Annotated in this window: 19 protein-coding genes, 1 tRNA gene and 1 pseudogene; 11 read left to right on the top strand and 10 right to left on the bottom strand. The window is 69.9% G+C overall.

Annotated features, from left to right (window positions below; translation table 11 throughout):
* Positions 1 to 3 precede the first annotated feature (3 nt).
* Both AB0D44_RS12475 and AB0D44_RS12470 read right to left on the bottom strand, forming a co-directional pair.
* The gene (locus AB0D44_RS12475; protein ID WP_362588517.1) at positions 4 to 477 is read right to left on the bottom strand and encodes a RidA family protein; all 474 of its coding nucleotides are present in this window, start codon (positions 475 to 477) and stop codon (positions 4 to 6) included.
* The gene (locus tag AB0D44_RS12470; RefSeq protein ID WP_007264966.1) at positions 474 to 635 is read right to left on the bottom strand and encodes a DUF4177 domain-containing protein; all 162 of its coding nucleotides are present in this window, start codon (positions 633 to 635) and stop codon (positions 474 to 476) included. Before AB0D44_RS12470 ends, AB0D44_RS12475 begins: the two co-directional genes overlap by 4 nt.
* Before the next feature lie 53 nt (positions 636 to 688).
* On the opposite strand from AB0D44_RS12470, the gene AB0D44_RS12465 reads away from it, so the two are divergent.
* Both AB0D44_RS12465 and AB0D44_RS12460 read left to right on the top strand, forming a co-directional pair.
* Positions 689 to 1,672, top strand: coding sequence for an ArsA-related P-loop ATPase (locus tag AB0D44_RS12465; protein ID WP_362588514.1), 984 nt, complete (start codon positions 689 to 691; stop codon positions 1,670 to 1,672).
* Positions 1,669 to 2,919, top strand: a complete 1,251-nt coding sequence (locus tag AB0D44_RS12460; protein ID WP_362588511.1) for an ArsA family ATPase — start codon at positions 1,669 to 1,671, stop codon at positions 2,917 to 2,919. Before AB0D44_RS12465 ends, AB0D44_RS12460 begins: the two co-directional genes overlap by 4 nt.
* 36 nt (positions 2,920 to 2,955) lie before the next feature.
* On the opposite strand, the gene AB0D44_RS12455 is transcribed toward AB0D44_RS12460, so the two are convergent.
* Positions 2,956 to 3,306: a WhiB family transcriptional regulator gene (locus tag AB0D44_RS12455; protein ID WP_362588508.1), complete on the bottom strand. Its 351-nt coding sequence runs from the start codon at positions 3,304 to 3,306 to the stop codon at positions 2,956 to 2,958.
* 396 nt (positions 3,307 to 3,702) lie between these two features.
* On the opposite strand from AB0D44_RS12455, the gene AB0D44_RS12450 reads away from it, so the two are divergent.
* Positions 3,703 to 5,988 carry a transglycosylase domain-containing protein gene (locus AB0D44_RS12450; RefSeq protein WP_362588505.1) on the top strand — a complete coding sequence of 762 codons (2,286 nt, stop codon included), beginning with the start codon at positions 3,703 to 3,705 and terminating at the stop codon, positions 5,986 to 5,988.
* A 64-nt stretch (positions 5,989 to 6,052) separates the two neighbouring features.
* On the opposite strand, the gene AB0D44_RS12445 is transcribed toward AB0D44_RS12450, so the two are convergent.
* On the bottom strand, positions 6,053 to 6,514 hold the full coding sequence (locus AB0D44_RS12445; RefSeq protein WP_362588502.1) for a GatB/YqeY domain-containing protein: 462 nt from the start codon (positions 6,512 to 6,514) through the stop codon (positions 6,053 to 6,055).
* 68 nt (positions 6,515 to 6,582) lie between these two features.
* Between AB0D44_RS12445 and AB0D44_RS12440 the strand changes: the two genes are divergently transcribed.
* From AB0D44_RS12440 to AB0D44_RS12425, 4 genes are all read left to right on the top strand, one after another.
* On the top strand, positions 6,583 to 7,527 hold the full coding sequence (locus tag AB0D44_RS12440; protein ID WP_362588499.1) for a metallophosphoesterase: 945 nt from the start codon (positions 6,583 to 6,585) through the stop codon (positions 7,525 to 7,527).
* Between the two features lie 270 nt (positions 7,528 to 7,797).
* Positions 7,798 to 7,871 (top strand) — tRNA-Pro (locus AB0D44_RS12435).
* Positions 7,872 to 8,239: 368 nt separating this feature from the next.
* A complete protein-coding gene (locus AB0D44_RS12430) occupies positions 8,240 to 8,893 on the top strand; it encodes a hypothetical protein (RefSeq protein WP_362588496.1) in 654 nt (217 codons plus the stop codon).
* 337 nt (positions 8,894 to 9,230) lie between these two features.
* Positions 9,231 to 9,794 (top strand): barstar family protein, encoded by a 564-nt coding sequence (locus AB0D44_RS12425; protein WP_362588493.1) that lies wholly within the window; start codon positions 9,231 to 9,233, stop codon positions 9,792 to 9,794.
* Between the two features lie 583 nt (positions 9,795 to 10,377).
* Here the strand turns inward: AB0D44_RS12425 and AB0D44_RS12420 are convergent.
* A pseudogene (locus tag AB0D44_RS12420) lies at positions 10,378 to 10,911 on the bottom strand (LacI family transcriptional regulator); the annotation flags it as partial.
* 109 nt (positions 10,912 to 11,020) lie between these two features.
* Between AB0D44_RS12420 and AB0D44_RS12415 the strand changes: the two are divergent.
* Both AB0D44_RS12415 and AB0D44_RS12410 read left to right on the top strand, forming a co-directional pair.
* The gene (locus AB0D44_RS12415) at positions 11,021 to 11,581 is read left to right on the top strand and encodes a hypothetical protein (RefSeq protein ID WP_362588490.1); all 561 of its coding nucleotides are present in this window, start codon (positions 11,021 to 11,023) and stop codon (positions 11,579 to 11,581) included.
* Positions 11,578 to 12,258 carry a hypothetical protein gene (locus tag AB0D44_RS12410; protein WP_362588487.1) on the top strand — a complete coding sequence of 227 codons (681 nt, stop codon included), beginning with the start codon at positions 11,578 to 11,580 and terminating at the stop codon, positions 12,256 to 12,258. Before AB0D44_RS12415 ends, AB0D44_RS12410 begins: the two co-directional genes overlap by 4 nt.
* 443 nt (positions 12,259 to 12,701) lie before the next feature.
* On the opposite strand, the gene AB0D44_RS12405 is transcribed toward AB0D44_RS12410, so the two are convergent.
* The 3 genes from AB0D44_RS12405 to AB0D44_RS12395 all read right to left on the bottom strand — a co-directional run bounded on the left by AB0D44_RS12405 (position 12,702) and on the right by AB0D44_RS12395 (position 16,205).
* A complete protein-coding gene (locus AB0D44_RS12405) occupies positions 12,702 to 14,201 on the bottom strand; it encodes a M4 family metallopeptidase (protein ID WP_362588626.1) in 1,500 nt (499 codons plus the stop codon).
* 292 nt (positions 14,202 to 14,493) lie between these two features.
* On the bottom strand, positions 14,494 to 15,534 hold the full coding sequence (locus AB0D44_RS12400) for a M4 family metallopeptidase (protein WP_362588484.1): 1,041 nt from the start codon (positions 15,532 to 15,534) through the stop codon (positions 14,494 to 14,496).
* Positions 15,535 to 15,695: 161 nt separating this feature from the next.
* A complete protein-coding gene (locus AB0D44_RS12395) occupies positions 15,696 to 16,205 on the bottom strand; it encodes a DUF5956 family protein (protein ID WP_362588481.1) in 510 nt (169 codons plus the stop codon).
* A gap of 151 nt (positions 16,206 to 16,356) precedes the next feature.
* Between AB0D44_RS12395 and AB0D44_RS12390 the strand changes: the two genes are divergently transcribed.
* Complete coding sequence (locus AB0D44_RS12390) at positions 16,357 to 17,031, top strand: TetR/AcrR family transcriptional regulator (RefSeq protein ID WP_362588478.1); 675 nt, start codon at positions 16,357 to 16,359, stop codon at positions 17,029 to 17,031.
* Between the two features lie 66 nt (positions 17,032 to 17,097).
* Here AB0D44_RS12390 and AB0D44_RS12385 read toward each other — a convergent pair whose 3' ends face one another.
* Together AB0D44_RS12385 and codA are read right to left on the bottom strand one after the other, a co-directional pair.
* Complete coding sequence (locus tag AB0D44_RS12385; RefSeq protein WP_362588476.1) at positions 17,098 to 17,688, bottom strand: HD domain-containing protein; 591 nt, start codon at positions 17,686 to 17,688, stop codon at positions 17,098 to 17,100.
* 30 nt (positions 17,689 to 17,718) lie between these two features.
* The gene (gene codA / locus AB0D44_RS12380) at positions 17,719 to 19,086 is read right to left on the bottom strand and encodes a cytosine deaminase (RefSeq protein ID WP_362588474.1); all 1,368 of its coding nucleotides are present in this window, start codon (positions 19,084 to 19,086) and stop codon (positions 17,719 to 17,721) included.
* Positions 19,087 to 19,406: 320 nt separating this feature from the next.
* On the opposite strand from codA, the gene AB0D44_RS12375 reads away from it, so the two are divergent.
* On the top strand, positions 19,407 to 21,182 hold the full coding sequence (locus AB0D44_RS12375) for a prolyl oligopeptidase family serine peptidase (RefSeq protein WP_362588623.1): 1,776 nt from the start codon (positions 19,407 to 19,409) through the stop codon (positions 21,180 to 21,182).
* Positions 21,183 to 21,192 lie beyond the last annotated feature (10 nt).

Here is a 21,192-nt window from a genome sequence, read left to right as displayed (position 1 = left end):
GGCTCAGGCTCCGGCGACCAGCTCGACCTGGATCTCGATCTCCACCGGGGCGTCCAGCGGGAGGACCGCCACGCCCACCGCGCTGCGGGCGTGGACGCCCTTGTCGCCGAGGACGGCGCCCAGGAGCTCGCTCGCGCCGTTCAGCACGCCCGGCTGGGCGGTGAAGTCCGGGGCCGAGGCGACGAAGCCGACGACCTTCACGACACGCGCGATCTTGTCGAGGTCGCCGACGACCGACTTGACCGCGGCCAGGGCGTTCAGCGCGCACGTGGCGGCCAGCTCCTTGGCCTGCTCCGCCGAGACCTCGGCGCCGACCTTGCCGGTGACCGGCAGGTTGCCCTTGACCATCGGGAGCTGGCCCGCGGTGTAGACGTACGAGCCCGAGCGGACGGCCGGCTGGTACGTGGCCAGCGGCGGGACGACCTCGGGCATGGTCAGGCCGAGCTCGGCCAGCTTCGCCTCGACGACGCCGCTCATGCCTTCTCCCGCTTGAGGTAGGCCACGAGCTGCTCGGGGTTGTTCGGCCCGGGCACGACCTGGACGAGCTCCCAGCCGTCCTCGCCCCAGGTGTCCAGGATCTGCTTGGTGGCGTGAACCAGCAGCGGGACCGTCGCGTATTCGAACTTCTTGGTCATGGGAGCGAGGGTAGTGCCTGCGGTCCGGGGCGAAGGAATTAGGCTCGGACGCTGTGAGCAGGCTCCAGGTGGTCAGCGGCAAGGGCGGCACCGGCAAGACCACGGTCGCCGCGGCACTCGCGCTCGCCCTCGCACGCGAGGGCAAGCGGACTCTTCTCGTGGAGGTCGAGGGCAGGCAGGGCATCGCACAGATCTTCGGGACGGAGGCGCTCCCGTACGAGGAGCGGAAGATCGCCGTCGCGCCGGGCGGCAGCGGCGAGGTCTTCGCACTCGCCATCGACGCCGAACGGGCGCTGCTGGACTACCTCCAGATGTTCTACAAGCTCGGCTCCGCGGGCCGCGCGCTCAAGAAGCTCGGCGCGATCGACTTCGCGACGACCATCGCGCCCGGGCTCCGCGACGTGCTGCTGACCGGCAAGGCCTGCGAGGCGGTGCGGCGCAAGGACAGGGCGGGCCGGTTCGTCTACGACCACGTGGTCATGGACGCGCCGCCGACCGGGCGGATCACCCGGTTCCTGAACGTCAACGACGAGGTGGCCGGCCTGGCCCGGTTCGGGCCGATCCACAACCAGGCCCAGGCCGTCATGAAGGTGCTCAAGTCCGCCGAGACGGCGGTGCACCTGGTCACCCTCCTGGAGGAGATGCCCGTCCAGGAGACCGCGGACGGCATCGAGGAACTACGGCAGGCCGGACTGCCCGTCGGGCGGGTCGTCGTCAACATGGTGCGCCCGCACCACCTGGACGAGGACACCCTGCGGGCCGCGGCCGAGGACCACCGGGCCGGGGTGGCGCAGGCGCTGTCGCGGGCCGGCCTGGGCGGCGCGCGCCGCGGCGGGCTGGCCGAGCGGCTGGTGGACCCGCTGCTCGCGCAGGCCGCCGAACACGCCGGCCGGGTGGAACTGGAGCGCGCGCAGCGCGCCGTACTGGCGGGGCTGGACGTGCCGGCGTACGAACTCCCCCTCCTCGGTGCGGGGATGGATCTGGCCGGGTTGTACGAGCTGGCCAAGGAACTGCGGAAGCAGTCGGTGGGCGAATGAGCGAGGGGGTGGACACCGTGGGCCTGGACACTCCGCCGCGGCTGGCGGTCGACGGGCTGCTGGACGATCCGCAGACCCGGATCATCGTGTGCTGCGGGGCGGGCGGGGTCGGCAAGACGACCACCGCCGCGGCGCTGGGCGTGCGGGCGGCCGAGCGCGGGCGCAAGGCGGTCGTGCTCACCATCGACCCGGCGCGGCGCCTCGCGCAGTCGATGGGGATCGACTCGCTGGACAACACCCCGCGCAGGGTCACCGGGGTGGGAGCCGCAGCGGCGGACGACGGCGAACTGCACGCCATGATGCTGGACATGAAGCGGACCTTCGACGAGATCGTCGAGACGCACGCGGACGGCGAGCGGGCCCAGGCCATCCTCGCCAACCCCTTCTACCAGTCGCTGTCGGCCGGCTTCGCGGGCACGCAGGAGTACATGGCGATGGAGAAGCTGGGGCAACTGCGGGCCAGGGACGACTGGGACCTGATCATCGTGGACACCCCGCCGAGCCGGTCCGCGCTGGACTTCCTGGACGCGCCGAAGCGGCTCGGGTCCTTCCTGGACGGGAAGTTCATCCGCGTGCTGATGGCGCCGGCGAAGGTGGGCGGCCGGGCCGGGATGAAGTTCCTGAATGTCGGCATGTCGATGATGACGGGCACGCTGAGCAAGCTGATGGGCGCCTCGCTGCTGAAGGACGTACAGACCTTCGTGGCGGCGATGGACACGATGTTCGGTGGGTTCCGCACGCGGGCGGACGCCACCTTCCGGCTGCTCCAGGCTCCCGGTACGGCCTTCCTCGTGGTCGCGGCCCCCGAACCGGACGCCCTGCGCGAGGCGGCGTACTTCGTGGAGCGGCTGGCCGCGGAGAAGATGCCGCTGGCCGGTCTGGTACTGAACCGGGTGCACGGCAGCGGCGCCGACCAGCTGTCCGCCGAACGGGCCCTGGCCGCCGCAGAGAATCTTGAGGACCGCGGCATTGTCGATCAGGAGCCCGGGAAAGCTGGACTTCGTGACTCCGCCGACGACGGCTCCCCCGCACCCGACGTGGACGAGATCACGGCAGGACTGCTGCGGCTGCACGCCGAGCGGATGCAGGTGATCGCGCGCGAACGACGCACGCGCGACCGCTTCACCTCACTGCACCCCGAGGTGGCAGTGGCCGAAGTGGCGGCCCTGCCCGGCGATGTACACGACCTCGCCGGGCTGCGGGCCATCGGAGAGCGACTCGCGGCCGGGGTTCCGGCCGGAGCATAGGCGTTCGGCGTCCGTACGACGTGGCGTCCGGGTGATCTACCCGGCTGCCGCGTACGTCTCGTACGGAACGTCGATCTCCTCGCCGGCATCCATGGTCAGGATGCCCGTACTGCGCTCGTACTCCGTGCGCGCGGTTTCGAGCAGCCGTCGCCACGAGGTGACGGTGGGGCGCCTGCGCAGCAGTGCACGGCGTTCCCGCTCGGTCATTCCGCCCCACACGCCGAACTCGACGCGATTGTCGAGCGCGTCGGCCAGGCACTCGGTCCGCACCGGACATCCGGTGCACACCGCCTTGGCCCTGTTCTGTGCCGCTCCTTGAACGAACAGTTCATCCGGATCGGTAGTGCGGCAGGCTGCCTGCGCACTCCAGTCGGTAACCCAGCCCATCCCGGCGCCGTCCTCTCCCGAATCGAGGCTCCCCCACGGCGGTAGCGGCATATTCACCGCTGCCAGTTGAGGACGTTACGGAAGGCGAGCACAGTGCAACACCCCCGACGGGCCCAATCTTGAATGGTCCGAACGGACTATGGGTAAGCGGCAGATCACCCGACGGAGTGATCGGACGACATGCCCGACCATTCCGGCGATTCGGGTGAAATCACCGAGCCGCCAGTGGGGCCGTCCGACGCGGCAGGCGGGATTCGGACATGAGTCCACCCCATTCGGGAAGGGTGAAAATCAAGCCGAGGGGTTGATGTCGCACCGCGCTGCTGTGACAGTTGAGGACAGCTTAGGCCAAGGCATTCGCGTGTGTCCGGCGAATGAGAACGTAGGCTGCCCTCCATGGGAAAGAAGCGCTCGGGCGGCGGGCTCACGGGGAGCCAGCAGGCCGCCAAGTTCCTCGGTGTGTCCGTTCTCTCCGGAGTTGTGCTGGCCGGCATGGCGATCCCGGCGGCAGGCGCCCTGGGGCTCGCGGCCAAGGGAACGGTCGAGGGATTCGATGAGATCCCGGCCAATCTCAAGACTCCGCCGCTGAGCCAGCGGACCACGATTCTGGACTCCGAAGGTGGCTTGATCGCCACTGTCTATTCGCGGGACCGGCAGGTGGTCCCCCTCACGGCGATCTCCCCGTACATGCAGAAGGCAATCGTCGCCATCGAGGACTCGCGTTTCTACGAGCACGGCGCGGTCGACCTGAAGGGCATCCTGCGCGCGGTCAACCGCAACGCACAGGAAGGCGGCGCCGCGCAGGGCGCCTCCACCCTCACCCAGCAGTACGTGAAGAACGTGTTCGTCGAAGAGGCGGGCGACGACGAGACCAAGGTGCGCGAGGCCCAGGAGAAGAGCCTCGGCCGCAAGATCCGCGAGCTGAAGTACGCGATCCAGGTCGAAGAGGAACTCGGGAAGAAGAAGATCCTCGAGAACTACCTCAACATCACGTACTTCGGCCAGCAGGCGTACGGAATCGAATCCGCGGCCCAGCGCTACTTCAGCAAGCCGGCCAAGGACCTCACCCTCGAGGAGTCCGCGCTGCTCGCGGGCGTCGTCCAGTCGCCGAGCCGCTACGACCCGGTGAACGACGCGCAGGAGGCGATGAAGCGCCGCAACATCGTCCTCCAGCGGATGGCCGACATCAAGGACGTCTCGCAGGCGGAGGCGGACGCGGCGAAGGCCAAGCCGGTCACGCTGAAGGTGACCCGGCCCAAGAACGGCTGCATCACCGCGGTCAAGGGCGCGGGCTTCTTCTGCGACTACGTGCGCAACAGCTTCCTGACCGACGCGGTCTTCGGCAAGACGCGCGAGGAGCGGGCCAAGGTCTGGAACCAGGGCGGCCTGACCGTCCGCACCACCCTGGACCCGCAGTCGCAGGACGCGGCCAACGAGTCGATCAAGGACCACGTCTACCAGGACGACTCGATCGCGACGGCCGTGACCATGGTCCAGCCGGGCACCGGCCGGGTGCTGGCCATGGGGCAGTCCAAGCCGTACGGCTTCGGGAAGAACGAGACGCAGATCAACTACTCCGTGGACAAGCGGATGGGCGGCTCGAACTTCGGCTTCCAGGTCGGCTCCACCTTCAAGCCGTTCATCGCGGCCGCCGCCATAGAGCGGGGCATGCCGCCGACCAAGGTGTACCCGGCGCCGAACAAGATGGACTACCCGAGCCCGGTGCCGAAGTGCGACGGCACCAACTGGCTCAACCTGCCGCTGTCGAACGGCAAGCTGCAGACGGCCGAGAACGAGACCGAGGACGAGGTCGGCCCGTACGCGATGCGGACGGCGATGGAGAAGTCCATCAACACCTACTTCGTGCAGATGATCTCGGAGATCGGGCTGTGCCCGGTTACGGAGATGACGCAGAAGCTCGGCGTGGTCTCGGCCAACGGCGAGAAGCTGGTGGAGGCGCCCTCGATCGCGCTCGGATCCGCCGAGCTCTCCCCGCTGACGATGGCCAACGCCTACGCGACCTTCGCCAACCGCGGCGTGTACTGCACCCCCGTCGCCATCGAGTCGATCACCGACGCGCACGGCAAGGCGCTCGCCGTGCCGAAGACCAAGTGCGACCGTGCGATGGCTCCGGACACCGCCGACACCATCAACACCCTGCTGCGCGGAGTGGTCGACTCCGGTACCGGTGAGCGGGCCGGCCTGACCGACCGCGACAGCGCGGGCAAGACCGGTACGACCGACTCCCGGTACAACGCCTGGTTCGTCGGCTACACCCCGAACATCTCGGGCGCGGTGTGGGTCGGCTCGGGCGGCGCGAAGAAGATCACGATGGAGAACATCGAGATCGGCGGCAGGTACTACGACAAGGTCTTCGGCGGCGGTCTGCCCGGTCCGATCTGGAAGGACGCGATCACCGGAGCACTCGCCGGACGCGAGGCCCCCACCTTCACCACCGTCAGCATCCCGGAACCCGCACTTCCGGGCGGCACCAACGGCGGCAGGCCGGCCACGAACCCGAGCAAGCCCGGCAAGCCCGGCAAGCCCGGGGGCGACAACAAGCCCGGCGGACGGCCCGGCGGGACGACGGACGGCGGTACGACGGGCGGCGCCACGCCGGACAACCCGTTCCCCGGGATCACCATCCAGCCCGGCCTGATCGGCGGCCGCGACACCCAGTAGGCGGCAACGACACGCGAAGGGGCACCCGGCCGGTCCGGCCGAGTGCCCCTTCGTCACGTACGGCTCAGGAGAGCTGCTGCTTGACGACGGCGGCGACGCGACCGCCCTCGGCCAGCCCGGCGACCTTCGGGCCCACGATCTTCATGACGGCGCCCATGGCCCGCGGCCCCTCGGCGCCCGCCGCCCTGGCCTCTTCGACGGCCTGCGCCACGATCGCGACGAGCTCGTCGTCGGCCAGCTGCTTGGGCAGGTACGTGTCGAGGAACTCGCCCTCCGCGGCCTCTCGGGCGGCCTGCTCGGGACGGCCGCCCTGGGTGAAGGCATCCGCCGCCTCACGGCGCTTCTTCGCCTCCTTGGCGATCACCTTGAGGACTTCCTCGTCGGACAGGACACGGGCTTCCTTGCCCGCGACCTCCTGGTTGGTGATGGCGGAGAGGGTCAGCCGCAGGGTGGACGAGTGCAGCTCGTTCCGCTCCCTGATGGCGGTCGTGAGGTCTTCCTGGAGCTTGGCCTTGAGCGTGGTCATGCACCTGAGTCTGCCACCTGCGGGGGCGGTGGCGCCCGCAGGTTTTCCGGGTCTGCGACGATGGGGCCATGCGTGCGCGTTACGGAGTCCCCCTGAAGGCAGCTGCCGGAATCGCCGCGGTGGGGGCCGCGGGCCTGGCCTACGCCGCCGGTTTCGAGGCGAGGTCCTTCCGGCTGCGCCGGGTCACGGTGCCGGTGCTCCCGCAGGGCATGCGCCCGTTGCGCGTGCTCCAGGTCTCGGACATCCACATGGTCGGCGGCCAGCGCAAGAAGCGCGCCTGGCTGCATTCCCTGGCGGGCCTGCGCCCCGACTTCGTCGTCAACACCGGCGACAACCTCTCGGACACCGAGGGCATCCCCGAGCTGCTCGACGCGCTGGGTCCCCTGATGGACTTCCCGGGCGTGTACGTCTTCGGGTCGAACGACTACTACGGGCCCCGGCTGCGCAACCCCGGGCGCTACCTGCTCGAGAAGGCCCAGGGCCGGCACGGGCTGAACGGCAACAAGCCGGTCGTCGGAGCCGTCCACAACCCGTGGGAGGAGATGCGGGACGCCTTCGACAAGGCGGGCTGGCTGAACCTCACCAACACCCGGGGCCGGCTGCGGCTGGAGGGCATGGAGCTGGCCTTCACCGGCCTGGACGACCCGCACATCAAGCGCGACCGCTACGAGCAGGTCGCGGGCGGCCCGGAGCCGGACGCGGACTTCTCGATGGCCGTGGTGCACGCCCCCTACCTGCGGGTCCTCGAGGCCTTCACCGCCGACCGGTACCCGCTGATCCTCGCCGGGCACACGCACGGCGGACAGCTGTGCATCCCCTTCTACGGGGCGCTCGTCACCAACTGCGACCTGGACACCAAGCGGGTGAAGGGCCTCTCCGCGCACGAGGCGGACGGCAACCGCGCGTACCTCCACGTCTCGGCGGGATGCGGCACCAACCGGTTCACCCCGGTCCGCTTCGCGTGCCCGCCGGAAGCGACCCTCCTGACTCTGACGCCGAAGACGCAGGCGTAGGTACGCCGACGGGATGATCACGCCCCGTCGCACCGTCGGCGTCGCACCGTCCCGTCGCACCGTCCCGGCGGCCTTCGTGCCCTGATCCGGGCCGCGGCCCGGGCCCACTCTTCTCCGCCCTCGGCCTGGCCCCGGTCGCGGCGGACCGCTACCGCCCGGCGCCCCGCCCCCGCCGCACGCCCCTCCGTGAAAACCGGATTTCGTCTCCGGCCGAGGGTCCGCTAAAGTAATCGATGTCGCCAGGGCAGCAAGCGCTGCAAGGGTGACGATCGGGGTGTAGCGCAGCTTGGCAGCGCGCTTCGTTCGGGACGAAGAGGTCGTGGGTTCAAATCCCGCCACCCCGACAGAGTAAGACCAGGTCAGGGGCCTGATCCGCATCGCGGATCAGGCCCCTGTTTGGCGTTCGCCCCTGTCTTGGGAGCCGTCGGGGAGCCGACTTCGGAATCGGCTCCCCGACGGCTCCCGAACCCTTCCGCGATCTACCGGAACGAACTGACCCGGGGAGCGACCCGCACGTAGGCTCGGGGCGGCCGACGTCAGAGCGCCTGGCTGACGCATCGGCAGGGGACAGCGTGGATCATCTCTTCACTGTCGACGGGGGCTCGGCCACGCCGGTCCCACCGACCACGCTGGCAGCGGAAGACCTCTCGAACGGCAGCACCTCCAGGAGTGGGTAATCGCGCATCCTCTGGTCCTCGGCGAATCGGTGCTCGTGATCACCTCCGAGTTCGATGGGTGGGCCGACACGGACGGGGTGCCGACGCGTGACCGCTTGGACGTCCTGGGCCTGGATGCCACCGGGCGCCTCGTGGTGGTCGAGCTGGAGCGGGGTATCGCCGACCGCGACGTCCACCTCCAGGCGATCAGCTACGCCACCCTGGTGAACCGGTTCGACCTCGACACGCTGGCCGAGCGCACCACGACTTCCGGAGGTCGGGGCGAGGATGAGATTCGAAAGTGCAGGGGAAACGGGGCATCGACCTCAACCCCTGAGTCTCAACCGCGGAAGGGGCGGATTGTGGGAGCATTCGCAACACCAGAGTTGCAAGAGTTCGTCAATACATTTGGAGTGGAGCCCGTCATTACGGGAGACGGTCAATGCACAGTCGACTTCACTGAAGTAGTCGACGGGAAACTAGAGCTCTCGTACGATGCGACCGGTAGGTCTGTCGCAGTCACTTGGCACCCCGAACAGGGAGACTCAAGCTTCACCATCTTTCGAGAAGGTGCAACACTCCTCCGCATTATCGATGGGCCCGAATCGTCGAAGGTGACTGTGGATTTCAGCACCAGCGACACCGTCGGGAACATAGAAATTCAAGTGCTCCCCAAGGTTACAGTCTCGGACCGAACCCTGCTCTGCTGAAAACCTCCTTTAATTTTGTCCCCAATCAGCACACGTGAGTCGACCCCAGTGCTGGCAGGCTGCCCGGCCTTCAGTCCCGGAGGAACGCTGGGGAACGTCGGCAACATTGAAGAGGGATGAGTACCTAACTCCATCCCGCGGAGTCCATGGAAGTCCTCCGAGACATGGAGAAGTACAACTTCGGTTGGGGGTGAGCCAGGCTTCCCTAGGCCGAAGTGGTGAACTGAGACGTTCGACAGCAGTGGCAAGAACGGCGGCTACCAACTTCCCACCCACGAACCCTCGGGCAAGCACTCCGACTCACTAATCACACGTACATTGTGGGCAGAAGTCCCAGATGGGTGGAGCGATGAAGGAACAGGCGTCGGCAATTCCTATTGCCCCGTGGATGCATGTCATCACGCCAGGCGGCAGCGTACCTCTCGATGAGCTCCTGCCCGCGTCAGGCAGCGCGTACGTGGCGCGTCTCAACGGTCAGGAAATGCCCCACGAGGTGTCGGTGTTCCACCACTTCTCGGAAGTGCTAAAGTTCCCTGATTATTTTGGATGGAACTGGAACGCCTTCTATGACTGCGTGCGCGACCTTAATTGGCTTTCGGCGGACAATCACATCCTGGTCATCGAATCCACTGAGAGTGTCCTTTCCGAGGACGGCGATGCCCGCAAAACATTCTTCGGATGCCTGTGGCGCGCTGGTCAGCGATGGTCCTACACCAAGAGACCTGAAGGCGTAACGCTCACGAAATTCTCCGTTGTCCTGTCATGCGACAATGACTCCGCATCTGCCCTGGCGAAACAGCTTGAAGAATGGCAGGACAGCCCAATTGATGAGCTTACCCAGTCCGCCGCCGACAGCCAGTCTTCCAGCTTCAGCAATACCCGACAGCAGCTGTCAATTTGACGGCAGAGAAGTCGGGTCGTTCGGAGGAAAGGCGTGGGCCGAGTTGAAACGCGGGGTGCTCTTCACCGAAGGACTGGCTGCGGTGCGGCTGGAACGGAATCTGAGCCAGTTTGCGCCGCAACGGGATATGTGCGAGCCCATGGGAACTCTTCTCTTTCCCCCACAACCCTTGCGCTGGATCACCATGCTCCGGCCGTCGGGCAGCCGTCCGCGCACATCCGCGCAGTCGTCGCGAGTGTCCGGTCACCGGTGCGGATAAGCCTGTCCGTCTTCCACAGCCACCAGGCCCACCTGCCGCGGTCGCGATGACAAGCGTCCCGACGAGGTAGGGCCAGATCACCGCCCAGGCCGACGCGAGCACCCTCCAGCACCTCGATACCGCCGACGGCTCCCGGCGTGAGCCGGTCGTCTCGGCGCTTGCGCCGGACGGACCGACGCTTCCGCTTACGAGCTGCCCGTTCCCTCCCCCTGTCACCGACCACCAGCGTGGGTGAGGCACTGCGCAGGGGTAAGAGCGCCTGTTGGGCACAGTTCGGTCTCTCGCAGTAGCAGGAACACCCGCGAAGTGGCGCCTTGCGCGCACCTAACCCAACGCCGTGCGTGCTCGCAGCAGGGTGTCGAGCGCGCGGACCGGCGAGCTGGGGCTCATCGCGAGGCGCGCGACGATGGCTGCCTCCCACTGCTGGGTGAGGCCGGCCGTCAGCCGTCGTCGCCTGCCTGGGGTGACGTGGGCATAGCGGGCGGAGACCGAGCCGTCGAGGTGCCCCATGCGTTAGTCCATGAGGACCTTCTTCGTGCCAAGATCCTCCGTGTGGGCGCGGTGGGAGCGGCGCAGGCCGTGCGGGGTCAGGCTGCTGACGATGGCCGTCCAGCAGGGGTAGGCGCGACCCTGGGCGTTCCGACCTCGGACCGGTATGCCCGGGAACGGGTCGCCGAGGAGTGGAACGGGACGGGGCTCCTGCGGAGCCTTCTTCGGGAACCAGCCCGTCGTCGCCGGGTGGAAGAGCCAGGTGGCGAAGCCGTTGCATCGCCAGTGGGCGGCGTGTTCCGTGGGTGCGCCGCCTCGTACGAAGCCCAGCTCGGTGATGGCGAGTTCGATGCGGGTACGGGTGGCCTCGCGCGTTGGCCCGCCTTCAGCTGGCCTGTTGGCTCCCGTCGACCTTGTCGGTGGGAGCCGCGCACTGACGTGACCTGCATGCATCAGACCGCCACTCTCAAGGGGGGACATGAACCAGTTCGAACTTCGCCATACCGAGCAGGAGCTCCGCGAAGCCCTGCAAGGCACTGATTTGGCTTGGGTGCTCGACGATGTCGACGCCGCGATCGCAGCAGGTGTACCGGAGGAGAAGATCCTCCGCCGGCGCGCGCAGCGCCGCGGTGATGACTCCCGCGACGCCAGCCCGGCCTTGGCAGCGGCCCGATATGAGGTCGTGGACCGATCCATGCTCGGGTTCGTCGAGTTCGAGGCATCACGCAAGCGGGGGACGCTGGTCATCGCCACGCGAGCCATGACAGATCAGGAGCGCGTCCAGCTCCTCCTCGATGCTGTGAGGCGGGTGCTGGTGGAGCTGCCTGAGATCGAACTGGAGACGTTGAAGTTGCTTCAGACCGAGCCCGAGGGCGACGCCGGCAGACGCAGTATCGCCGAGGAGCTCTCGTTCGAACCTGACGAGAGCTCCCGGTCTCGTCGCAGCCGAACGGAGATCCGGGCAGATCGGGTGCCCGTCGAGCAGCGTGAACGGCTCAGTCGTCTGCTGGATGAAGTCACCGGGGAGGTGCGCAGTTGAGCCCTGTCAATCACCTCATCGGTGAGATCAAGAGCCTTCTGGCGGCAGGAACGGTCTCGTACGACTCCGCATCCAAGCCGAACGACGTATACGAGGGGTTCATCTTCTCGCTGATCGTCGCGACGGCGAGTCGGCATGGCGCCACCGTCACCTACGAAGACGTCGACGGGGCCAAGGCCAGCAGTCTCGTGTTCCGAACAGGGCCTGGCCATCTGTACGGCAACAGCCAACCCTTTACCCACGCCGTGATCGAGTTCGACGGCGCGCCCGCCCTCGAAGTTCACCTCGGTGTCTATGTGACGGGTGCGTCGGGGGTCCTGCACGAGTGCGACGTCTTGGTACTGCCAGCTGAGGAAGCCGCCCTGAGCCGTGCACAGGGCATCGCACCCCGAGGCAGTCAGTCCGTACTCATCGTCGAGTGCAAGTACTACGTCTCCAACCTCGGCATCGGGCTCGCGCGGAACTTCGAGGGACTGCGCGCTGACATCCGTACCCAGAACGAGCTCTTCATCTCCAATACCGGATCGTCGAGCATCGTGCGTTACCTCGATGCCCGGAAAAGAGGCTTCGAGCGGGATGTGGTGCCCAATTCGCTGCAGGCGGGCTACGTCCAGGCGGAGATCAGGAAGACCTTCAAGAGCTATCTGAGCAAGCACGCGCCTTCGACGGTGATCTGAAGCCGCCTGTCGAGTGCTGGCACGGTCAGGCGTGCGATCACGGGTCGGCCTGCATCGGCGGCTGGGAGCCAGCTGGAAGCCGACCACCCCGAGACCCCTCCGGACCGCGCCAGCCCAACCCAGGCCGACGCGCTGACCAGGTCAAACGCCATCCCCGCTGGTGGGGATCTTGGGTGGACATCGTTCGGGACGAAGAGGTCGTGGGTTCAAATCCCGCCACCCCGACAGAGTAAGACCAGGTGAGAGCCGGTGCAGAGCAATCTGCACCGGCTCTCTCTGCGTCTGGGCGACAATCGGTGACCATGCCTTCGGGGCGGTCCTGATGATCTCGTCCATGGCCGCCGCCCCGGCCATCGGGGACTCTGCCGCCCCGGGACGGCGGGCGTTGCGGTGGCCCGGTGCCGGGTGGGTCGGGGGGCCCGGCACCGGGGATTGTCAGTGCGTCACTTGACGTTGACGGCCGTCCAGGCCGCCGCCACCTGCTGGTATTCGGTGCCCGACGTGCCGTACAGGTCGGCCGTCGCCTGGAGGGTCGCGGTGCGCGCCCCCGCGTAGGTGGTGGTCGACGTCATGTAAGTCGACAGCGCCTTGTACCAGATCTTGTAGGCCTTGGTCCGGCCGATGCCGGTGACCGTGGAGCCGTCATAGGTCGGGGAGTCGTAGGACACCCCGTTGATGGTCTTCGCGCCGCTGCCCTCGGCGAGCAGGTAGAAGAAGTGGTTGGCGACGCCCGAGGAGTGGTGGACGTCGAGACGGCCGACGGACTTCGACCAGTAGTCGGCCGAGGAGCCGTCCTTGCTGGGCTTGTCCATGTAGCGCAGCGGGGTGCCGTTGCCGCGGATGTCGATCTTCTCGCCGATGAGGTAGTCACCGGTGTCGGAGGAGTTGTTCGCGAAGAACTCCACCGAGGTGCCGAGGATGTCGCTGGTGGCCTCGTTCAGGCCGCCGGACTCGCGGTTGTAGTTCAGCTTGGCCGTGGCGGCGGTCAGGCCGTGGCTCATCTCGTGGCCGGCGACGTCCAGGGAGGTGAGCGGCTTGAGGTTGCCCGCGCCGTCGCCGTAGGTCATGCAGAAGCACTGGTCGGACCAGAAGGCGTTGACGTACGCGTTGCCGTAGTGGACCCGGGAGTACGCGGCCTTGCCGTCGCCGGCGATGCCGTTGCGGCCGAGCTCGGCCTGGTAGAAGTCCCAGGTGACGGCCGCACCGTAGGCGGCGTCGACGGCGGCGGTCTGCCGGTTCGTCGCCAGTCCATCGCCCCACTTGTCGTCGGCGTCGGTGAACAGGCTGCCGGTGCCGGTGGTGCCGCCGTTCAGGTCGTACGTCTTGTGGCCGCCGCGGCCCGCGTCGGTCAGGTTGTACGTCGATCCGCTCGGGGTGGTGCCGAGCGTGACCGGACCGGAGTACTGGCTGGTGCCGGTGCCGGTCTCGATGGCCTCGTACGCCCAGAGCTCGGCGCCGGTGGCCGCGTCCGTGATGACGTGGCGCTCGCTGGGGGTGCCGTCGGGCTGGGTGCCGGTGACGACGGCCTCGTAGGCGAAGACCGGCGAGCCGGTCGCGGCCCAGACCACCGGGCGGGCGCCGGCGGGGGCGGCCTGCAGGGAGCGGGCGGCGGCGGGGGCTATGCGGGCCTCGGTGCCCTTGGTGGTCTTGCGGCTGCCGTCCTTCTTCTGGTGGACGACGAGGTCGCCGCCGAGGACGGGCAGGCCGGCGTAGGTGCGCTCGTAGCGGGTGTGGACCGTGCCGTCCGCGTCCTTGATCACGTCGCGGGCCACGAGGCGCTCCTGGTCGGAGAGGCCGATGGCGCGCGCGGTACCGACCGCTTCGGTCTGCGCGGCGGCGATCGCCTGGGCGCGCGCGGCGGTCGACAGGCGCAGGGCGGTCGCGCCTTCCTCGCGGTCGGCGGCCGCGTTGGCGGAGCCGCTCTGGACGGCGAGCGCGGTCATCGCCGCGGAGGCGACGAGGGCGGCGGCGCGCAGCACGCGGGTCCGGCTGCGGGAGGTGCGGGAGGTGGGGGGTGAGGACAGGTGGTGGGTCACTCGGTCTCCTTCGTTGCCGTGGGGGCGGCAGCGAGAGTGCCAGGAAGGAGGGGCCGATTGACAGGTATGCAACAAGAATTTGACCAGCTGTTGTCCGGAAAGAGGATCCCGATGTCCGCTCAACGGTCAAAAACGGAACATTCCGCTTGGCCCCGGGGCGAGTTGCACCCCGGGGCCGGCCGGTGTCCGCCAACCGCCTTTAGACGCCGGGGATCTGCCGGGCGCGGAACGCGGCGCGCACCGCGTCCGCCGCGCCCTTGCCGTACATGCGCTCGGCGGTCGCGACCGTCTTCAGCGCCGCGTCCGTGAAGCTGGTGTCGGGCGCGAACCCGAACTGCGCGTTCACGATGACGCGGTCGGCGGCCCTGGCACCCAGCGCACCCCGGATGTCGAAGAGCGCGCGGGACCAGATCTCGCCGTCCGCGTGGACCTCGCCGATCCGGTCCGCGTAGACCTTGGACCCGTCGATCCGGCGCAGGCAGTGCGGGGCGTCGCTGTAGGTGATCGAGTCCCAGTCGGCGACGCACGCCTCGTCGGCCGTGCGGACCCAGCCGTAGCGGGCGACGGCGTGCGTGCCGACCTCGACGGCCAGGTAGTCGCCGAAGGCCTCGCCGATCGCGCCGGCCTCCGGGGAGGTGCCGAAGCCGGGGACCTGGGCCTCGTGGACCGCGTGGCCGTACTCGTGGAGGACCACCTCGGCGTCCTCGGCGTCGTCGACGCCGCCCTTGCCGAAGCGGATCTCGTCCTTCTTGTCGGTGAAGAAGGAGTTGTCGGCGCCCCACTGGTTGATGCGCACGGGCTGGACCCGGTCGTTGGCCCCGCGCAGCTCGCTGCCGAAGCCCAGGCCCTGCAGGTACTCCTGCGCCTCGTTGACCCAGAAGTAGGCCATGACCTGCTCGAACTGGTCGTCATGGCGGTTGTAGGAGGCGGCGTCCGCGGTCTTGGCGGAAGGGCCGGTGTCCGACCGGACGCGCGCCCACTTCCCCGACAGCCCGCCGCTCGCGTCGAGGTTGCGCAGCGCGGCCGTGGCGTAGGCGGACGCCGGCACGGCGCCGGCGGAGTCCTTGGCGTCGGTCAGCGTCTGGTCACCGGTGGACTGGACGGGGTTGACCATGAAGACGCGGCCCTGGGGGAGGGGGGCGGCCGGGGCGGACGCGGATGCCGAGGCGGGTGCGGCCATGGCGAGTGCCGCGGTGGCGGCGGCCGCGGCGATCAGGCCGCTGGGTATACGGCGAGGCATGAACATCCTCCTGGGAAGGGCGTGATGTGCCGGAAGAACGCGCGTGGCGCGGTGCGGACGTGATCCTTGCTCAACCAGGTGGGATTTGGCCAGGCCTTGGCGCCGCGTTCCTCGCGCGGACACCTGCCGTCATCCGGTACGGGTGCGCCGCGATCGCCGGATCACGCCCGTCCGGCGAGGGCGTCGAGTTCGGCGCGGACCAGGGCCAGGAACTCGGCCGTGGCCCCGGCTTCCACTCCCCGCTCGGCGGCCAGCGCGACGAGGTGGCTGAGGAGTTCACCGACGGTGGGGAAGGGGCCGACCGGGCGGAGCAGCCACAGCCGGCCCTCGGGGCGGGGCGGCAGGCCGAGGCCGGCCAGGACGGTCCCGGTCTCCCCCTCGAGCTCGTGCAGGTCCGCCTCGGGGAGCGGGGCGGCCTCGACGCCGGTGATGTGGCCGTGGCCGTCCAGGGAGGTCTCCACCGCCCAGTGCGTGGAGCGGTCGGGGATCCAGGTACGGGCCGCCGGGGGCCAGACGTACGGGAGGAAGGCCCAGCGCAGTTCCTCGGGCGCGGGCTCCCAGCCGAGCACCTCCAGCTCCCGGACCTCGGGCAGCCGGTCCGGCTCCAGTTCGCTGCGGCCGGTGCGGCGCTGTGCGAGCGGGTGCGGTGTTCCGTCCTCGTCCCACGACATGCGGGAACGCTATCCGACGGGGTCGCGCGAACCCGGTTCTCACACGAGGAACTCCGCCGGCAGCGGGGCCAGGGCGGTCGCCTTGACGGCGTGCGTCTGCCCGTAGGCTATGCCTGTAAGTAGACACTGTCCACATCGAGCGGAGCGAAAGATGCCCCCCACGACACCCGGCTCCGAGCCGCCCGCGCCGCCGCCGCCGCCCAAGCGGAGCACGTACCGGCACGGCAACCTGCGCAACGCCCTGCTCGACGCGGCGCTGGAGCTGGCCCGCGAGGGCGGGCCCGATGCCGTCTCGCTGCGCGAGGTCACCCGGCGCGCCGGGGTCTCCCCCAACGCCGCCTACCGGCACTTCGCCGACCGCGCGGCCCTGGTGCACGGGGTCTCGCAGGCGGCCATGGCCCGGGTGGCGCTCACGATGGAGGAGGAGATCGACCGGCTGGTCGCCGAGGCCGGGGACGATCCCGCGGCCCGCGCCCGGGCCCGTTTCCGCGCCGTGGGGACCGGCTACCTCCGCTTCGCCGTGACCGAGCCGGGCCTGTTCCGCACGGCCTTCCACGTCCCGGCCGACATGGCCTACGCCACGGACACCACCGCGGCCGGCACGGGCGGGCTGACCCCCTTCGAGCTCCTGGGCGCCGCCCTGGACGGCCTCGTGGAGACGGGCCGGCTGCCCGCCGAGCGCCGTGCGGGCGCGGAGTTCCTCGCCTGGTCGGCGGTCCACGGCCTGGCCGTCCTGATGATCGACGGCCCCCTGCGCGGAGTCACCGAAGCCCAGGCCCACGAGGCCGGCCAGGACCTGATCGGCATGGTCGAGCGCGGCCTGTGACCTGGCTCCCGGCGGCCGGGGACTGCCGGGGGACTGCTGGCAGCCGGGACTCCTGGCCGCCGGGGGCTACCGGGCCGCTTCCAGCGGGTTGGCCGCGATGCGCAGGGCCGCGCCGCCCGCGACGTAGGCCGCCGCCGCACAGTCGGGCTTGCGCTTCGCCTGCTCCTCGGCCAGTGCGAGGAAGGCGGCGCCGAATCCGCCCCGCGGATGCGCGGCGAGCAGCCCCGCCGTGAAAGCCGGGTCGAATTCGCTCAGGCGCAGTCCCGACACGTCGGCGCTCGTGCCGACCTGGAGGAGGTGGCTCTCCACGTCCTCGTCCGCGGTCACGTCGTCCCTCATGTGCAGGACGATCACCTCCGCGGCGCGGTCACGGCGGGCCGTGGACCAGCCCAGCCCCGCCGTCAGGACGCGCGCGACATGGCCGCCCGCCTCCTCGAAGGGGAGGGTGTGGCTGTCGAACGGGGCCGTCAGGCCAAGATCGTGCAGGAGGGCCGACACGTAGAAGAGCTCGGCGTCGTATTCCAGGCCGTGCCGCTGCGCGTGGTCGGCGCCGAAGGCGTACGAGCGGACCGAGTGGGCGAGCAGATCGGCGTCCGCGTACTCCGAGGCGATCAGGAAGGCTGCCCGGGCCGCTGCGGTGTCAAGAGTCCATGTCATGGGGCGCCAGCCTAGGGGGTGTCGTACCGGTCAGGCCCGGCTGAAGTCGACGTCCGACGGGGGTTCTCCCGGCCAGGAGAGCAGGGTCGGGGCGGGCGGGGTGTGGGCCAGGACCGTGCCGTGGGCGACGACGTACCGGGGCCTGACCTGGCGGCGGACGGCCTCCTGCGGCGTCGGCGCCGGGAGCAGGACGAAGGAGGCCGGGGCGCCCTCCCTGATGCCGTACTCCACGTCCGACAGGCCCAGGACCCGCGCCGCACGCTCCGTCACCATCGAGAAGGCCAGCGGGATCTCGTGCGCGCCGGTGAGCTGGGCGGCATACAGCCCGACCAGGGCGGTCTGCAGCGGGTTGCCGGTGCCGAGCGCGTTCCACGGGTCCATGACGTCGTCGTGGCCGAAGGCCACGTTGACCCCCGCCGCCAGCATCTCCTTGACCTGGGTCAGGCCGCGCCGCTTGGGATAGGCGTCGAAGCGGCCCTGGAGGTTGAGGTTGGCGAAGGGGTTGGCGACCAGGTTGATGCCCGAACGCGACAGCAGCCGCTGGAGTTTGAAGCTGTAGGCGCCATTGTAGGAGCCCATGGCCGTCGTGTGGGAGGCCGTGGCGCGCTCGCGCAGGCCCGAGCGGAGCGCGAGGGTGGCCAGCACCTCCACGAAGCGGGACTGCTCGTCGTCGATCTCGTCGCAGTGCGCGTCCACGCGCAGGCCGTTCGCCTCCGCGAGCGCGAAGGCGATGCCCAGCGAGGCGACCCCGTCCTCCCGGGTGTCCTCGAAGTGCGGGATGGCGCCGACGACGTCCGCTCCGCGCGCCACGGCCTCGCGCAGCAGCGCCTCGCCGTCCGGGAAGGAGACGATCCCCTCCTGCGGGAAGGCCACGATCTGCAGGGTCATGACGTCCCGGACCCGGTCGCGCACCTCCAGCAGCGCGTCGAGCGCGGTGAGCGCCGGGTCGGTCACGTCGCAGTGGGTCCGCACGTGCAGCACGCCCTGCGCCGCCTGCCAGCGCAGCACCTCGGTGGCCCGCGAAACGACGTCCTCGCGGGTCAGGGTCCGCTTGCGCTCGCTCCAGCAGGCGATGCCCTCCCAGAGGGTGCCGGAGGCGTTGGGGCGCGGCTCGCCGGCCGTCAGGGCCGTGTCGAGGTGGATGTGCGGCTCGACGAAGGGAGCGGTGAGCAGCGAGCCGTGGGCCTCGATGAGGGTCCCGGTGGCGGGCGGCTCCTTCTGGTCGTCGTACGGGACCACCCGCGCGATCCGCCCGTCCTCGCCGACCTCCACGTCGTACAACGCGTGGCGCAGCGCATCGGGCAGCGCATCGGGCAGCGCGTCGGCCGGTGCCCCGCCCGGCGCACCGGACGGGCCGTGGGCGTGCAGCAGCCGGGCACCCCGGACGATCATCCGCATGCGGTCAGCGTACGCACGCGGCCCGCGACCTCGCGGGAGGGCGCGGACGTGACCGGTTGCCGGACTCAGCCGCGCGCGCCTTCTTGGCCGTGATCACTCCTCTTCGGAACACGGAACACGGAACACGGTGGAACACGCGTACGGGTTCCACCGTGCGCCCGTACGGAGCAGTCGGCATCCCCGCGCGGGGTGCGGCAAGAATGGGGGGCATGACCAGCGACACCGATCTGACCACCGGCGAGACCACGGGCGAAGACCCCGGCCAGACCCCCGCGGAGACCCGCGGGGAGACCCCCGTCGGCGCAGCCCCCGCTTCCGAGATGCCCGCGTGGGAGCAGCGGTTCCGGGCGTCGCGCGTCGGGCTGCCCGAGTGGGCCGAGGACGCTCCGGACCGTTCGCTCTTCGTCTCCAACGCGACCGGGACCTTCGAGCTCTACGCCTGGGACCGCGCCACCGGCGTCCAGCGGCAGGCCACCGACCGCCCCAACGGCACCACCGACGGCACCCTCTCCCCCGACGGAGAGTGGATCTGGTGGTTCTCCGACACCGACGGCGACGAGTTCGGCACCTGGGTGCGCCAGCCCTTCGCGGGCGGCCCCGACGAGCCGGCCACCCCCGGGCTGGAGCCCTCCTACCCCGCCGGGCTGGCCATCGGCCGCGACGGCACGGCCGTCGTGGGCCGCTCCACCGACGAGGACGGCACGACCATCCACGTGGTGCGGCCGGACGGCACCGAGCCCACCGTGATCTACCGGCACCGGGAGTCCGCCGGCGTCGGCGACCTGTCCCGCGACGGGACCCTGGTCGCCATCGAGCACACGGAGCACGGTGACGCCATGCACTCCGCGCTGCGCGTGGTCACCCTCGACGGCGCCACCGTCGCCGAGCTGGACGACTCGCGGGGCGGCGCCGAGGAGCTGGGCCTGGAGGTACTCGGCTTCGCACCGGCCGCGGGCGACACCCGGCTGCTGGTCGGCCACCAGCGGCGCGGCCGCTGGGAGCCGATGGTGTGGGACGTGGCCGACGGGGCCGAGGAGGAGCTCGCAATCGACCTGCCGGGCGACGTCAGCGCCGAGTGGTATCCGGACGGCTCCGCCCTGCTGATCGTGCACGACTTCGAGGCGCGCAGCGAGCTGTGGCGCTACGACCTGGCCGCGCGGGAGCTCGTACGCGTGGACACGCCCCCGGGGACGGTGTCGGGCGCGACGGCCCGCCCCGACGGGACGGTGGAGTACCAGTGGTCCACGGCGGCCGAGCCCTCGGTCGTGCGGTCCACCTCGGGCGCGACCGTCCTGGACCCGCCCGGCTTCCGGGCGCCCGGTTCGCAGCCGGTGCAGGACGTGTGGGTGGAGGGCCCCGGCGGGCGCATCCACGCGCTCGCGCAGCGGCCGGCCGGGCACGGCGACGGCCCCTTCCCGACGGTCTTCGAGATCCACGGCGGACCCACCTGGCACGACTCCGACGCCTTCGCGGCGACCCCGGCGGCCTGGCTGGACCACGGCTTCGCCGTCGTCCGGGTCAACTACCGCGGCTCGACCGGCTACGGCCGCGCGTGGACCGACGCCCTCAAGCACCGGGTCGGCCTGATCGAGCTGGAGGACATCACGGCGGTCCGGGAGTGGGCCGTCGACTCCGGCCTCGCGGACCCGGCGCGGATGGTGCTGTCGGGCGGGTCCTGGGGCGGGTACCTGACGCTGCTGGGCCTCGGCATGCGGCCCGACGACTGGGCGGTCGGGCTGGCCGCCGTACCGGTGGCGGACTACGTGACCGCCTACCACGACGAGATGGAGGCGCTGAAGTCCCTGGACCGCACGCTCTTCGGCGGCACGCCGGAGGAGGTCCCGGACCGCTTCGAGGTCTCCTCGCCGCTGACGTACGTCGACGCGGTGAAGGCTCCCGTCCACATCGCTGCGGGCGTCAACGACCCGCGCTGCCCGATCCGGCAGATTGACAACTACGTCGACCGGCTGGCGGCGCGCGGCGCGGTGCACGAGGTGTACCGCTACGACGCCGGGCACGGCTCGCTGGTCGTGGAGGAGCGGATCAAGCAGGTCCGGATGGAGCTGGAATTCGCGCAGAAGCACCTGCCCCGCTAAACCCGGTCCG

This window comes from Streptomyces sp. NPDC048349 (genome assembly GCF_040651925.1).
Classification (GTDB): Bacteria; Actinomycetota; Actinomycetes; order Streptomycetales; family Streptomycetaceae; genus Streptomyces.
The sequence above is the reverse complement of the archived record's forward strand: the minus strand, read 5'-3'. Positions and strand labels throughout refer to the sequence as shown.

Coding starts and splice junctions, on each gene's coding strand:
- AB0D44_RS12475 (WP_362588517.1), bottom strand. CDS start 477: ATGAGCGGCGTCGTCGAGGCGAAGCTGGCCGAGCTCGGCCTGACCATG.
- AB0D44_RS12470 (WP_007264966.1), bottom strand. CDS start 635: ATGACCAAGAAGTTCGAATACGCGACGGTCCCGCTGCTGGTTCACGCC.
- AB0D44_RS12460 (WP_362588511.1), top strand. CDS start 1,669: ATGAGCGAGGGGGTGGACACCGTGGGCCTGGACACTCCGCCGCGGCTG.
- AB0D44_RS12455 (WP_362588508.1), bottom strand. CDS start 3,306: ATGGGCTGGGTTACCGACTGGAGTGCGCAGGCAGCCTGCCGCACTACC.
- AB0D44_RS12450 (WP_362588505.1), top strand. CDS start 3,703: ATGGGAAAGAAGCGCTCGGGCGGCGGGCTCACGGGGAGCCAGCAGGCC.
- AB0D44_RS12445 (WP_362588502.1), bottom strand. CDS start 6,514: ATGACCACGCTCAAGGCCAAGCTCCAGGAAGACCTCACGACCGCCATC.
- AB0D44_RS12440 (WP_362588499.1), top strand. CDS start 6,583: ATGCGTGCGCGTTACGGAGTCCCCCTGAAGGCAGCTGCCGGAATCGCC.
- AB0D44_RS12425 (WP_362588493.1), top strand. CDS start 9,231: ATGGGTGGAGCGATGAAGGAACAGGCGTCGGCAATTCCTATTGCCCCG.
- AB0D44_RS12415 (WP_362588490.1), top strand. CDS start 11,021: ATGAACCAGTTCGAACTTCGCCATACCGAGCAGGAGCTCCGCGAAGCC.
- AB0D44_RS12405 (WP_362588626.1), bottom strand. CDS start 14,201: ATGACCGCGCTCGCCGTCCAGAGCGGCTCCGCCAACGCGGCCGCCGAC.
- AB0D44_RS12400 (WP_362588484.1), bottom strand. CDS start 15,534: ATGCCTCGCCGTATACCCAGCGGCCTGATCGCCGCGGCCGCCGCCACC.
- AB0D44_RS12395 (WP_362588481.1), bottom strand. CDS start 16,205: ATGTCGTGGGACGAGGACGGAACACCGCACCCGCTCGCACAGCGCCGC.
- AB0D44_RS12390 (WP_362588478.1), top strand. CDS start 16,357: ATGCCCCCCACGACACCCGGCTCCGAGCCGCCCGCGCCGCCGCCGCCG.
- AB0D44_RS12385 (WP_362588476.1), bottom strand. CDS start 17,688: ATGACATGGACTCTTGACACCGCAGCGGCCCGGGCAGCCTTCCTGATC.
- codA (WP_362588474.1), bottom strand. CDS start 19,086: ATGCGGATGATCGTCCGGGGTGCCCGGCTGCTGCACGCCCACGGCCCG.
- AB0D44_RS12375 (WP_362588623.1), top strand. CDS start 19,407: ATGCCCGCGTGGGAGCAGCGGTTCCGGGCGTCGCGCGTCGGGCTGCCC.